12 protein-coding genes are annotated in these 12,803 nt (G+C 67.2%); all 12 read left to right on the top strand.

Going from position 1 to position 12,803, the window contains the following annotated elements; translation table 11 throughout:
- Positions 1–232 precede the first annotated feature (232 nt).
- The 12 genes from pyrH to rnhB all read left to right on the top strand — a co-directional run bounded on the left by pyrH (position 233) and on the right by rnhB (position 12,725).
- Complete coding sequence (gene pyrH / locus QRN34_RS19110; RefSeq protein ID WP_285407091.1) at positions 233–955, top strand: UMP kinase; 723 nt, start codon at positions 233–235, stop codon at positions 953–955.
- Positions 956–1,072: 117 nt separating this feature from the next.
- Positions 1,073–1,630, top strand: a complete 558-nt coding sequence (gene frr, locus QRN34_RS19105) for a ribosome recycling factor (protein WP_036137124.1) — start codon at positions 1,073–1,075, stop codon at positions 1,628–1,630.
- 20 nt (positions 1,631–1,650) lie between these two features.
- Complete coding sequence (gene uppS / locus QRN34_RS19100; protein ID WP_285407088.1) at positions 1,651–2,388, top strand: polyprenyl diphosphate synthase; 738 nt, start codon at positions 1,651–1,653, stop codon at positions 2,386–2,388.
- A gap of 12 nt (positions 2,389–2,400) precedes the next feature.
- Positions 2,401–3,219 carry a phosphatidate cytidylyltransferase gene (locus QRN34_RS19095; RefSeq protein ID WP_036137129.1) on the top strand — a complete coding sequence of 273 codons (819 nt, stop codon included), beginning with the start codon at positions 2,401–2,403 and terminating at the stop codon, positions 3,217–3,219.
- Between the two features lie 3 nt (positions 3,220–3,222).
- Positions 3,223–4,407, top strand: a complete 1,185-nt coding sequence (locus tag QRN34_RS19090) for a 1-deoxy-D-xylulose-5-phosphate reductoisomerase (protein ID WP_285407087.1) — start codon at positions 3,223–3,225, stop codon at positions 4,405–4,407.
- Between the two features lie 45 nt (positions 4,408–4,452).
- Positions 4,453–5,796 carry an RIP metalloprotease RseP gene (gene rseP, locus QRN34_RS19085; protein WP_036137134.1) on the top strand — a complete coding sequence of 448 codons (1,344 nt, stop codon included), beginning with the start codon at positions 4,453–4,455 and terminating at the stop codon, positions 5,794–5,796.
- Positions 5,797–5,927: 131 nt separating this feature from the next.
- Positions 5,928–8,372, top strand: a complete 2,445-nt coding sequence (bamA, locus tag QRN34_RS19080; protein WP_285407085.1) for an outer membrane protein assembly factor BamA — start codon at positions 5,928–5,930, stop codon at positions 8,370–8,372.
- Between the two features lie 79 nt (positions 8,373–8,451).
- Positions 8,452–9,480, top strand: a complete 1,029-nt coding sequence (gene lpxD / locus QRN34_RS19075) for a UDP-3-O-(3-hydroxymyristoyl)glucosamine N-acyltransferase (protein ID WP_285407084.1) — start codon at positions 8,452–8,454, stop codon at positions 9,478–9,480.
- Positions 9,477–9,950 (top strand): 3-hydroxyacyl-ACP dehydratase FabZ, encoded by a 474-nt coding sequence (gene fabZ / locus QRN34_RS19070; protein ID WP_285407082.1) that lies wholly within the window; start codon positions 9,477–9,479, stop codon positions 9,948–9,950. The genes lpxD and fabZ overlap by 4 nt, the downstream gene beginning before the upstream one ends.
- Entirely contained in the window at positions 9,947–10,720 is a 774-nt protein-coding gene (gene lpxA / locus QRN34_RS19065) for an acyl-ACP--UDP-N-acetylglucosamine O-acyltransferase (RefSeq protein ID WP_036137144.1), read from the top strand. The genes fabZ and lpxA overlap by 4 nt, the downstream gene beginning before the upstream one ends.
- A 69-nt stretch (positions 10,721–10,789) precedes the next feature.
- A complete protein-coding gene (gene lpxB / locus QRN34_RS19060; RefSeq protein WP_285407079.1) occupies positions 10,790–12,016 on the top strand; it encodes a lipid-A-disaccharide synthase in 1,227 nt (408 codons plus the stop codon).
- Between the two features lie 10 nt (positions 12,017–12,026).
- A complete protein-coding gene (gene rnhB / locus QRN34_RS19055) occupies positions 12,027–12,725 on the top strand; it encodes a ribonuclease HII (protein WP_285407078.1) in 699 nt (232 codons plus the stop codon).
- Positions 12,726–12,803 lie beyond the last annotated feature (78 nt).

Here is a 12,803-nt window from a genome sequence, read left to right as displayed (position 1 = left end):
GACGGGTCGCCGCAGGCGTGGCCCCGAGGGGGCTACCCGCCGGCTCTTGCTCCAACGCCAAAGGCTCCAAGGCTAAACGCGATGCCGAAGGCGAGCCCTCAGTAGAACCAAATCACATGGCCAAGCGACGAACCCAAAAAACGTGACATCCCACCGCGGATTCACATAGCTGTAACAACTGTGCACGCGCTAAACTAAGCCTGTTTTGCCCCTTACAAACTGGAGATCCCCGATGAGCACCCCGCTGAAACACCGCCGCATCCTGCTCAAGCTCTCCGGTGAAGCCCTCATGGGAGCCGAGGATTACGGCATCGATCCGAAGGTGATCGAGCGCCTGGCCAAGGAAATCCTCGAGGTACGCGATGCCGGTGTAGAGGTGGGCGTCGTCATCGGCGGCGGCAACATCTTCCGTGGCGCCGGCCTGGCCGCCGCGGGCATGGACCGCGTCACCGGCGACCACATGGGCATGCTCGCCACCGTGATGAACGCGCTGGCCATGCAGGATGCCATCGAGAAACTGGGCGGCGAAGCCCGCACCATGAGCGCCATCAAGATCAACGAGGTATGCGAGGACTTCATCCGCCGGCGCGCCATCCGCCACCTGGAAAAAGGCCGCGTGGCCCTGTTCGCCGCCGGCATCGGCAATCCGTTCTTCACCACCGACTCCGCCGCCGCACTGCGCGCCGTGGAAGTGGGCGCCGACCTGCTGCTCAAGGCGACCAAGGTGGACGGCATCTACTCGGCCGATCCCAAGCGCGATCCCACCGCCCAGCGCTACGACCACCTCACCTACAACCAGGTGATCGAGCGACGCCTCGAGGTCATGGACACCGCCGCCATCGCCCTGTGCCGCGAGAACAAGCTGCCCCTGCGCATCTACGACATGACCCAGCCCGGCAACCTCATGCGCATCATGAAGGGCGAGCCGGTGGGTACCCTCGTCAACGCCGGCTGACCCCAGCCGAGCCCGGCGCCGGAAGCGGCGCCGACCTTCCCTGGCGCAGTGCGGCACGGCCTCCGGCGCGCTCGCTGCTATACTCGCCTGCTGACTCGTTCCACCGGAATACGGCCCATGATCAACGACATCAAGAAAGATGCTGAGACCCGCATGGGCAAGAGCATCGACTCCCTCAAGCACGACCTGAAGACGATCCGCACCGGCCGCGCCAATGCGTCGATCCTCGACAACATCGTAGTGCCGTATTACGGCTCGCCCACGCCGCTGTCGCAGGTTGCCAACATCAGCACGCCCGATGCCCGCTCGCTGTCGGTCAAGCCGTTCGACAAGGCGATGGTCGGCCCGATCGAGAAGGCCATCATGGCCTCCGACCTCGGCATCACGCCCACCACCATGGGCATGGACATCCGCCTCAACTTCCCGCCGCCGACGGAGGAGCGCCGCAAGGAACTCGCCAAGAGCGTGGCCAAGGAAGGCGAAGCCGCCAAGATCGCCATCCGCAATGTCCGCCGCGACGCCGTGCAGCACATCGGCAAGCTGCTCAAGGACAAGGAAATTACCGAGGACGACCAGAAGCGTGCCGACGACGACGTCCAGAAGCTCACGGACAAGTTCGTCAAGGAAGTGGACGACGTGGTCAAGGAAAAGGAAAAGGAGCTGATGGCGCTCTGACGCGCCATCGGCCCGACACCATGGCAGCCAGGCCCGAAGGCCGGGTCCCCCGCCACCTCGCCATCGTCATGGATGGCAACGGACGCTGGGCCCGGCAGCGCCTGCGACCGCGCACGTTCGGCCACCATGCCGGGCAGAAGGCCGTTCGCCAGGCGGTGGAGTTCTGCCTGCGGCGCGGCATCGCGTCGCTCACGCTGTTCGCCTTCTCCAGCGAGAACTGGCAGCGCCCGGCCACCGAGGTCTCTGCGCTGATGGAGCTGTTCCTGAAGGCGATCGACCGCGAAGTGGACGAGCTGCAAGGCAACGGTGTGCGCGTGCGCTTCGTCGGCGACCTGGACGGCTTCGAGGCGGAGCTGCGCCAGCGTATGCTCGGCGCCATGCAACGCACGGATGCCAACACCGCACTGACGCTCAACGTGGCGGTCAATTACGGCGGGCGCTGGGACATCGCCAACGCGGCGCGCCTGGCCGCGGAAGCGGCTGCGCGGGGCGAATTCGCCATCGGCGACATCGACGAAACCCGTCTGGCCGCGTACACCTGCCTGGCCGACCAGCCGCCGCTGGACCTGTTCATCCGCACCGGCGGCGAGCGGCGCGTCAGCAACTTCCTGCTCTGGCAGATCGCCTATGCCGAGCTCTATTTCACCGACACCCTGTGGCCTGACGTCGACGAGGCCTGCCTGGATCAGGCCCTCGACGACTATGCCCGCCGCGAGCGCCGCTACGGCCGCACCGGCGAACAGGTCGCCACGGGCTGACGCCGGAACCCCATGCTGAAACAACGCGTTACCACCGCATTGATCCTGCTCCCGCTGGTCCTTGCGATGATCCTCCTGCCGCCGACGGTGTATTTCGCCGCGGCCATCGGTGTGGTCTTCGTCGGCGCCGCGTGGGAGTGGAGCCTGCTGGCCGGTTGCCGCACGCCGCTGGGCCGCGGCATCGTGGTGGCCGGTGCGGCCGCCATCCTGCTGGCGGTACTGCTGATCGCCACGCCGGGCCTGCTGATGGCGCTCACCCTGGCCGGCGTGATCTGGTGGATCGGCTGCTGCTTCTGGCTGCGGCACTTCACCTTCGCCGCCGCGCCCAATTCGGAAAACCGCCTGCTCAAGATCGGCACCGGCGTGCTGGTCATCGTGCCCACCTTCGCCGCGGCCATGGCGCTGCACGCCTCGGACCACGGCAACTGGTGGACACTGCTCGCGCTCGTGGTGGTCTGGGCCGCCGATACGGGCGCCTACTTCACCGGCCGCCAGTTCGGCCGGCGCAAGCTCGCCCCGCGGATCAGCCCGGGGAAGACCTGGGCCGGTGTCTACGGTGCCCTGGTCGGCGGCAGCGCGTTCGCGGTGTTCGGCGGCTGGCTGCTCGGCGTGAACGATGCGCCCCACCTGGTCGGACTGGGCGTGCTCGGCCTGCTCACCGTGGCGGTGGCCATCGTCGGCGACCTCTTCGAAAGCCTCATGAAGCGGCACGCCGAGGTCAAGGACTCGGGCCAGCTGTTCCCCGGGCACGGTGGCCTGCTGGATCGCCTGGACAGCGTGTTCGCCGCCCTGCCGATCTTCGTGGCCGGCAAGCTGCTGCTGGGCCTTTGAGCCATGGCCGTCCGTAACGTCGCCGTACTCGGCGCCACGGGCTCCATCGGGGGCAGCACCCTCGACGTGATCGCCCGCCATCCGGATCGCTTTCGCGCCACCGTGCTGGTGGCCAACCGCGGCACCGAAGCCCTGGCTGCGCTCTGCGCACGTTTCCGCCCGGCACTGGCGATCGTCGCCGACCCGTCCATGGAAGCGGACCTTGCCCGTCGCCTGGCCGCGGCGGGGGTGCGCTGCGATATCGCCTCCGGTGCGCAGGCGGTCAGCGCCGCCGCGGCCGGGCCGCTGTGCGACACCGTGGTCGCGGCCATCGTCGGTGCCGCGGGGCTGGATTCCGCGCTGGCCGCGGCGCATGCCGGCAAGCGGCTGTTGCTGGCCAACAAGGAAGCGATCGTGATGGGTGGCGCGCTGCTGCTGGAGGCCCTGCGCGTGGGCGGCGGCGAGCTGATTCCCGTCGATTCCGAGCACAACGCGATCTTCCAATGCCTCCCTGGCGGTCGCCCCGATCTTGCCCGGGTCGGCGTGCGCCGGCTGGTCCTCACCGCCTCCGGTGGGCCGTTCCGCGGCCTTACGCGGGCCGACCTGGGCACGATCACCCCCGATCAGGCCTGCGCGCACCCCAAATGGTCGATGGGTCGCAAGATCTCGGTCGATTCGGCCACGCTGATGAACAAGGGCCTGGAGGTGATCGAGGCGCATCACCTCTTCGCCGCTCCCGTGCATGCCATCGACGTGGTGGTGCACCCGCAGAGCCTGATCCACTCGATGGTCGACTACCTCGACGGCTCGATGCTGGCCCAGCTGGGCAACCCCGACATGCGCACCGCCATCGCCTGCGCGCTGGCCTACCCGGAGCGCATCGAGGCCGGCGTGGCGCCCCTCGACCTCGCCGCGCACGCCCGCCTCGACTTCGAGAAACCCGATACCGACACCTTCCGCTGCCTGGCCCTGGCCTTCGACGCCCTGCGCGCCGGGGGCGACGCCACCGCCATCCTCAATGCCGCCAACGAGGTCGCCGTGGAGGCTTTCCTCGCCGGCACGCTGCCCTTCCTGGGCATTGCGGAGGTCGTCGAGCGGGTTCTTGAGGAACTGCCGGCCAAACCCGTGGTCGATGTCCAGACGCTCGTTGAGCGTGATGGGGAAGCGCGACGGGCCGCCCGGGGCGTGCTCCACCGCGCTTACTGCTAAACTCGCTCCACTCCAACGTTTTTTCTTCGAGACCCACCCCTCCTGATGAGTCCCTTCCTCGGTTCCGTGTTCTGGCTGCTGGTCACGCTTGGCGTGCTGGTGACCTTCCACGAATTTGGCCACTACTGGGTCGCGCGCCGCTGTGGCGTCCGCGTGCTCCGCTTCTCGGTGGGCTTCGGCCGGCCGCTGTGGCGTCGCGTGGCGAAGGACGGCACCGAATACCAGATCGCCGCTATTCCGCTGGGCGGCTACGTCAAGATGCTGGACGCCCGCGAGGGCGAGGTGGATCCCGCCGACCGCGGGCAGGAGTTCACCGGCAAGTCGGTGTGGAAGCGGATCGCCATCGTCGCCGCCGGTCCCGCCTTCAACCTCATTTTTACCGTCGTCGCCTTCTGGGCGATGTACATGATCGGCAAGCCCGATGTCGCGCCCATCGTGGCCGCCGACAAGGGCAGCATCGCCGAGCAGGCGGGCATCCGCCCGGGCGACCGCCTGCTGGCCATGAATGGCGAGGCCGTCGGCACCTGGAGCGACGCCACCGACCGCCTGGTCGACAGCCTGCTGGGCAACGAGCCCCTGCCCGTGCATGTGCAGGGCACCGATGGCACCCAGCGTAACGTGGTGCTGCCGATCCAGAACCTCACCGACAACGGCGACCTGGTCAAGCGGATCACGCAGCTGGGCCTGGGGCTGCAGTCGCCGCCCGTGGTCGGCGAAGTGGTGCCGGGCGATCCGGCGTTCGCCGCCGGTATCCGCACGGGCGACCGCATCGTCAGCGTCAACGGCAAGCCCGTGGCCGATTTCCCGGCGTTCACCAAGCTGGTACCGGAACAGGCCGCCGTGTCGCCGAAGCTGGCCGTGGGCATCCAGCGCGATGGCCAGACCCGCATCGTCGATGTCACCGCCCGCATGAAATCCGAGCAAGGCCAGCCCACCCGCTGGTTGATCGGTGTCGGCCGCCAGCCGCTGGAAGAAGCCACCCTGCGCTACGGCCCGGTTCGCGCCTTCAGCGAATCGCTGCGCGCCACCTGGGCGGGCACCACCTCCACCTTCAACCTGATCGGCAAGATGCTGTCGGGGCAGGCTTCCACCAAGAACCTGTCCGGCGTGATCGGCATCGCCCAGGTCGCCAACGATTCGGCCAGCCGCGGGCTGGGCTGGTTCCTGAATTTCCTCGCCCTGGTGTCGCTCAGCCTGGCGATCTTGAACCTCCTGCCCATCCCGGTCTTGGACGGTGGACACCTGCTGTATTACCTTATCGAGTTGGTCAAGGGCAGCCCGGTCAGCGAGCGCACCATGATCGCCGGCCAATATGTAGGCATCGCCCTTCTGTTCACCATGATGGGGCTGGCGTTCTTCAACGACATCCAGCGACTGCTTGTTTCGTAAACGTATCACCCAGGTCACGGGCGCTCACTGCTCCCGCAACCGAACGACGCCGGGCATGAGTCCGGCGCGTGCTCCTCTTCGGTCGCCGGCCTCGTCCGCCGTCGACTGGAATTAACCCAACGGAATCGACGATGAAGCGTATCGCCGCCCTGATCCTGCTCGCCTCCCTGTCCGCCAATGCGCTTGCCGCTTTCGAGCCGTTCGTCGTTTCCGACATCCGCATCGATGGCCTTACGCGTATCGCGCAAGGCACGGTGCTGAGCTACCTGCCGATCGAAAAGGGCGAGACCCTGAGCGACGACAAGGCACAGGCCGCCATCCGCGCCCTGTACCAGACCAAATTCTTCAGCGACGTCGAACTCGACCGTCAGGGCGACATCCTGGTGATCAAGGTCGTCGAGCGTCCGGCCATCGCCAAGCTCACGCTCCGCGGCAACAAGGACATCAAGGAAGACGACCTGCGCAAGGGCCTGAAGGAAATCGGCCTGGCCGAAGGCGAGACCTTCGACCGCCTGTCGCTCGACCGCGTCCAGCAGGAGCTGATCCGCCAGTACTACAACCGCGGCAAGTACAACGTCTCGGTCGATCCCCACGTGACGCAGCTCGACCGCAATCGCGTGGCCATCGACATCGAGATCCGCGAAGGCAAGGCGGCGAAGATCAAGGAGATCAACGTCGTCGGCAACAAGGCCTTCAGCGACAAGGCCATCCGCGAAGGCTTCGAGTCCAACACCAGCAACTGGCTGTCGTGGTACTCCAAGGACGACCAGTACTCGCGTGAAAAGCTCTCGGGTGACCTCGAGAAGCTCAGCAACTACTACATGAACCGCGGTTACGCCGACTTCGGCATCGATTCCACGCAGGTGGCGATCAGCCCGGACAAGCGCGCGATGTACGTCGATGCCTCGGTGAAGGAAGGCGAGGTCTATACCGTCTCCGACGTCAAGCTGCTCGGCGAGCTGATCCTGCCGGAAGAAACCCTGCGCAAGCTGGTTTTCATCCATAAGGGCGACACCTTCAACCGCGGCGCGATCGAAGCCAGCGACGATGCGATCAAGGGCATCCTCGCCAACATCGGCTATGCCTTCGCCAAGGTCACCCCGATTCCCAAGCTCGACAAGGACAAGCGCACCGCCGACCTCACGCTCTTCATCGAGCCGGGCAAGCGCGTGTACGTCCGTCGCGTGGTCTTCCAGGGCAACACCCGTACGGAAGACGAGGTGCTGCGTCGTGAAATGCGCCAGCTGGAAGGCTCCTGGTACTCGCAGGGCGCCATCGACCGCTCGAAGACGCGCCTGCAGCGCCTGGGCTACTTCAAGACCGTCGATATCGACAAGGCCCTCGTGCCGGGCACGGTCGACCAGGTGGACCTGACCGCCAAGGTCGAGGAACAGTCGGCCGGTTCGCTGATGTTCGGCGTCGGCTACTCGCAGTACTCGGGCATCATCCTGTCGGCGTCCGTGTCGCAGAACAACTTCCTGGGCACCGGCGACCGCTTCTCGGTCGGCGCGGAAACCAGCACGTACTACAAGCGCGTCAACGCCAGCTACACCAATCCGTACCTCACGGATTCCGGCATCCAGCTGGGCTACAACCTCGGTTACAGCAAGCTGGATTACGGCGATACCGACCTGGCGAACTACACGTACAGCACCAAGTCGTTCGAGACGACGCTGTCCTTCCCGATCACCGACTTCGACTCGGTGTCGACCAGCCTGGGCGTCAGCTCCAACCTGATCAACACGTCGTTCTATACGCCGCGTGAGCTGGTCGGGTACCAGAACGCCCTGGGCAACAAGACGATCCACTCTTGGACGTCCAGCCTCGGCTACACCCACGACACCCGTAACAGCTACTGGGCGCCCACCCGCGGCGGCCAGTTCACGGCGTCGGTCTCCGGCGCGCTGCCCGGCTCCACGGTGCAGTACTACAAGCTGTTCGGCGAAGCCAACCACTACTGGCCTATCGGCAAGGGCTTCGTGCTCTACCTCGACGGCCAGGTGGGCTACGGCAAGACCTACGGCACCACGTACAGCAACACCGTCTACCAGACCAATGCCGACGGCACGCTCGCGAAGGATGCCAGCGGCAACCCGATCGTCACCTACCAGAAGGGCGACAAGGTCGACTTCCCGTTCTGGGAGAACTACTACGCCGGCGGCGTCCGCGACGTTCGCGGCTTCCAGGACAACACGCTGGGTCCCCGCCTGTGCGACGGCGGCAGCGTGTCGGGCACGCCGGATGCCAAGGGCAAGTGCTCAGGCGGCTACTACAGCTACGGCCAGCCGGTCGGTGGCGCGTTCAAGGTGCTGGGCACGGCGCAGATGTTCCTGCCGCTGCCCTTCCTGAAGGACGTGAACACCGCCCGCGTGTCGTGGTTCGTCGACGTCGGCAACGTGTACAAGAACTACGGCGCGTTCGACGCCAGCGAGCTGCGTGCCTCCACCGGCCTGTCGCTGCAGTGGCAGGCGCCGATCGGCCCGCTGATCATCAACTTCGCCGTGCCGTTCCGGAAGAAGGACGCCGACAGCCGCTTCGTCGAGCGCATCCAGTTCACTTTCGGCAACACGTTCTAAGACAAAAACGCACCTACGCACCACATACAATCAGGGGGTGGCCGCCAAAAGCGCCACCCCTTTTTTTTGGGAGCCTCCCTTGAGCGGCAATCCGCACTACACCCTGGCCGAGCTGGCCGAGCGTTTCGAACTGGAGGCGCACGGCGACCCCACCACCACGGTGGACGGCGTCGGCACGCTGGCCGCCGCCACGCCCAGCCAGTTCACTTTCCTCTCCAACCCGAAATACACCTCCCAGCTGGCCGAGTCGCAGGCGGGCATCGTGGTGCTCGGCGCGGAGCAGCTGCCGTTGCGCAACGGCGCCGCGCTGGTGGCGAAAGACCCCTACGTGGCCTACGCCCGCATTGCCGCGCTGTTCGAACGGCATCCGGCCGCCCCGCGCGGCATCCACCCCAGCGCCGTCGTGGCACCGTCCGCCCGCGTACATCCCACGGCCTCCGTGGGGCCCTGCTGCGTCATCGAGGACAACGCGGTCATCGAGGAAAACGTCATCCTCGGCCCGCACTGCACCATCGGACCGGGTTGCGTGGTCGGTACCGGCTCCCGCCTGGTCGCCCGGGTCACCCTGGTGATCCGCGTGACGCTGGGCAAGCGCGTCCTCGTGCACCCGGGCGCGGTAATCGGCTCCGACGGGTTCGGCCTGGCCTTCGACCGCGACCACTGGATCAAGCTTCCCCAGCTGGGCGGCGTGCGCATCGGCGACGACTGCGAGATCGGCAGCAACACCACGATCGACCGCGGCGCGCTGGAAGACACCGTGCTGGAAGAAGACGTGCGCCTGGACAACCAGATCCAGATCGCCCACAACGTCCTTATCGGCGCCCATACCGCCATGGCCGGTTGCTCGGCCGTGGCCGGCAGCGCGAAGATCGGCCGTTACTGCCTCATCGGCGGCAACGCCGGCGTGCTCGGCCACCTCGAACTGGCCGACCGGGTTACCATCACGGCGAAGAGCCTGGTCACCTCGTCGATCAGGGAAGCCGGTGAATACTCCTCCGGTAGCCCGCTGCAGGAAAACCGCCAGTGGCGGCGCAATGCGGCGCGCATGAAACACCTCGATGAATACGCGCGCCGCCTGTCGGCGCTGGAAAAGGACAAAGGGCAATGACCGAACCGAAAGCCGCCGTGACGCTTCCCGTGGACGTGGAGCAGATCCAGCGACTGCTGCCGCACCGCTATCCGTTCCTGCTGGTCGACCGCGTCATCGAGATCGAGCCGGGCAAGTCCATCGCGGCGATCAAGAACGTCACGATCAACGAGCCGTTCTTCCAGGGGCATTTCCCCGGACATCCGGTGATGCCGGGCGTGCTCATCGTCGAGGCCATGGCCCAGACGGCCGGCCTGCTGACCCAGATCACCAGCAAGATGGACGGCCATAGCGGCAGCCCGCTGTTCTACCTGGTCAAGGTGGACAACGCGCGCTTCTCGGCGGTGGTCGCACCGGGCGACCAGCTGCGCCTGGAGGTGTCGCTCAAGCGGCTGATCCGCGGCATGGGCCTGTTCGAGGCGCGCGCGCTGGTGGACGGCAAGGTAGTAGCCTGCTGCGAGCTGATGTGCGCGGCAAGGAGCGACAAATGATCCATCCCTCCGCGCAGATCGATCCATCGGCGCGCATCGCGGACAACGTCAGCATCGGCGCCTTCAGCGTCATCGGTGCGGACGTGGTCATCGGCGAGGGAACCACCGTCGGTCCGCATGTGGTGATCGAGGGCCCCACGGTCATTGGCCGTGACAACCGCATCTCGCAGTTCGCCTCCATCGGTGGCGCCCCGCAGGACAAGAAATGGCAGGGCGAGCGCACCGAGGTGATCATCGGCGATCGTAACCTCATCCGCGAGTTCGTCACGATCAACCGCGGCACGGGCGACGGCGGCGGCATCACGCGCATCGGCAACGACAACTGGCTGCTGGCCTACGTGCACATCGCGCACGACTGCCAGGTCGGCAACCACGTGGTGTTCTCCAACTACTCGGCGCTGGCCGGCCATGCGGAGATCGGCGACTGGACCATCATGTCCGGCTACTCCGGCGTGCACCAGTTCTGCAAGGTGGGCGCGCATGCGTTCATCGGCATGGGCTGCCTGGTGGGCTCCGACGTGCCGCCCTTCGTCATGATGGCCAACGAGACACGTGGCCGCCCGCGTGGCATCAACAGCGAGGGCCTCAAGCGCCGGGGATTCGACACCGCGCGCATCGCCGCGATCAAGCGTGCCTACCGCACGCTGTACATGGCCGGCCTGCCGCTGGCCGAGGCGCGCGAGCAACTGCTCTCGCAGGCCGAGGTCAGCGACGACGTGCGCCAGATGCTCGAATTCCTCGATCGCAGCGAGCGCTCGCTCGCCCGGTAACACCCGCCGGCGCCAGGGGGCGTCGGCACTTCGCCAGGTCGGCTACCGACCGAGGGAGACCTTTACATCATGCAGCAGCCCCCCTCCTCCGCCGACGCGCCCGTCATCGCCCTCATCGCCGGCGAAGACTCCGGCGACCAGCTCGGCGCCGACCTGATCGACGCGCTCCGCACCCGCTACCCTACGGCCCGCTTCGTCGGCATCGGCGGACGGCGCATGCTCGGGCGCGGCTTCGACTCCTGGTACGACATCCGCGCGCTGTCGGTCATGGGCTTCAGCGAAGTGGTCAGGCACCTGCCCCGGCTGCTTCGCCTCCGTAAGGCACTGCTGCGCAAACTGCTCGACCTGCGCCCGGACGTGGTGGTCGGCATCGACGCACCCGACTTCAACCTCGGCGTCGAGCGCAAGCTCAAGGCCGCCGGCCTGCGCACGGTGCATTACGTCAGCCCGTCGGTCTGGGCCTGGCGCGAGAAGCGTGCCGAGAAAATCGGCCGTTCCGCGGATCGCGTGCTCTGCCTGTTCCCCATGGAGCCACCGATCTACGCGAAGCACGGCATCGACGCACGCTTCGTCGGTCACCCGCTGGCCGATCGTTTTCCCATGGTCTCGGACCGCGCCGGCCCGCGCGACGCCCTCGGCCTGCCTCACGACGTGCCCGTACTTGCCGTGCTGCCGGGTAGCCGGCCGAGCGAGATCGAGCGCGTGGGCGCCATATTCATCGCCGCCGCGCGCCGCGTGGCCGAGGCAATGCCCACCCTGCGCATCGTGGTGCCTTCCGCCAACGAGCGGGTGCATGCGCAGTTGCGCGCGCTGCTGGCCGACTTCCCTGGCGTGGCGCCGGTCCTCACCGACGGCCAGGCGCACGAGGCCATGCTCGCGGCCGATGCGGTGCTGCTGGCCTCGGGTACGGCCACACTCGAAGCCATGCTGGCGAAGCGACCGATGGTGGTGGGCTATCGCGTCTCGCCCACCAGCTACCGCATCGCGATGGCCCTGCGCATGCTCAAGACCGACGTCTATGCCCTGCCCAACATCCTCGCCCGCGCCTGCGGATTGGGCAAAAAGCGCCTGGTGCCGGAATTCATGCAGGACGACTGCACGCCCGACAACCTGGCCCGCGCCACGCTGGAACTGCTCGGCGACAGCGAACGCCGCGGTGCCATCGTCGCGGCGTTCGAGTTCCTGCACCAGGAACTGCGCGGCGGCCTGGACGGCCGTGCCGCCGACCACGCGGCCGACGCGATCGCCGGGCTCATGCGCCCGGCGGACTTGCCCGCCGGCGCCGTGGCGCATTAGGCTTTTCGGCATGCCCCGCAAGCGCAACGTTAGCTCCCAGCTCGCCCCCGACCTCGTCGTGGCCGGTGTCGACGAGGCAGGCCGCGGGCCGCTCGCGGGTCCGGTGGTGGTGGCCGCGGTCATCCTCGACCGCACCCGCCCGATCCGCGGCCTCAACGACTCCAAGCAGCTGACCGAAAGCGTCCGCGAGAAACTCTACGGCCGCATCGTGGAACGGGCGATCGCCTGGAGCGTGATCTTCGTCGAGCGCGAGGAAATCGACCGGATCAATATCTTCCAGGCGACGATGACCGGCATGACCCGGTCACTGCTGGGCCTTGCGCACGTGCCGCACATCGCCCTGATCGACGGCAACCGCCTGCCGCGCACCTTGCCCTGCGAGGGCCGCGCGGTGATCGGCGGCGACGCGACCGAGCCGGCCATCAGCGCCGCCTCGATCCTGGCCAAGGTCAGCCGCGATCGCCACATGCATGCCCTGGATGCCCTGCACCCCGGCTACGGCTTCGCCCGCCACAAGGGCTACGGCGTCCCCGAGCACCTCGACGCCCTCGCCCGCCTCGGGCCCTGCGACGCCCACCGCCGCAGTTTCGCCCCGGTGCGGCGGTGGCTCGAGCCTGAGCCTGCCTTGGAGCCGATGGCGGATTTGTTTGCTGTGGAGCAAGAGCCGGCGGGTGCCACCCTCGTGGCCACGCCTACGGCGACCCGCTAGGGAAGGGCCGCTCCGCGGCCGTTTATCTATTCCCCTACGGGGCGGGTCGGGCTTCGAACGGGGGTTTCCGATTCGCCA

It is taken from the genome of Luteibacter sp. ME-Dv--P-043b, assembly GCF_030209605.1.
Lineage (GTDB): Bacteria > Pseudomonadota > Gammaproteobacteria > Xanthomonadales > Rhodanobacteraceae > Luteibacter.
Note: the sequence above shows the minus strand (reverse complement) of the source record. Positions and strands in the feature narration are given on the sequence as shown.

What these genes read in the sequence shown, in the direction of transcription:
- QRN34_RS19090 (WP_285407087.1), top strand. Translation starts at nt 3,223, where the DNA reads ATGGCCGTCCGTAACGTCGCCGTACTCGGCGCCACGGGCTCCATCGGG.
- rnhB (WP_285407078.1), top strand. Translation starts at nt 12,027, where the DNA reads ATGCCCCGCAAGCGCAACGTTAGCTCCCAGCTCGCCCCCGACCTCGTC.
- lpxA (WP_036137144.1), top strand. Translation starts at nt 9,947, where the DNA reads ATGATCCATCCCTCCGCGCAGATCGATCCATCGGCGCGCATCGCGGAC.
- fabZ (WP_285407082.1), top strand. Translation starts at nt 9,477, where the DNA reads ATGACCGAACCGAAAGCCGCCGTGACGCTTCCCGTGGACGTGGAGCAG.
- frr (WP_036137124.1), top strand. Translation starts at nt 1,073, where the DNA reads ATGATCAACGACATCAAGAAAGATGCTGAGACCCGCATGGGCAAGAGC.
- bamA (WP_285407085.1), top strand. Translation starts at nt 5,928, where the DNA reads ATGAAGCGTATCGCCGCCCTGATCCTGCTCGCCTCCCTGTCCGCCAAT.
- rseP (WP_036137134.1), top strand. Translation starts at nt 4,453, where the DNA reads ATGAGTCCCTTCCTCGGTTCCGTGTTCTGGCTGCTGGTCACGCTTGGC.
- uppS (WP_285407088.1), top strand. Translation starts at nt 1,651, where the DNA reads ATGGCAGCCAGGCCCGAAGGCCGGGTCCCCCGCCACCTCGCCATCGTC.
- lpxB (WP_285407079.1), top strand. Translation starts at nt 10,790, where the DNA reads ATGCAGCAGCCCCCCTCCTCCGCCGACGCGCCCGTCATCGCCCTCATC.
- QRN34_RS19095 (WP_036137129.1), top strand. Translation starts at nt 2,401, where the DNA reads ATGCTGAAACAACGCGTTACCACCGCATTGATCCTGCTCCCGCTGGTC.
- pyrH (WP_285407091.1), top strand. Translation starts at nt 233, where the DNA reads ATGAGCACCCCGCTGAAACACCGCCGCATCCTGCTCAAGCTCTCCGGT.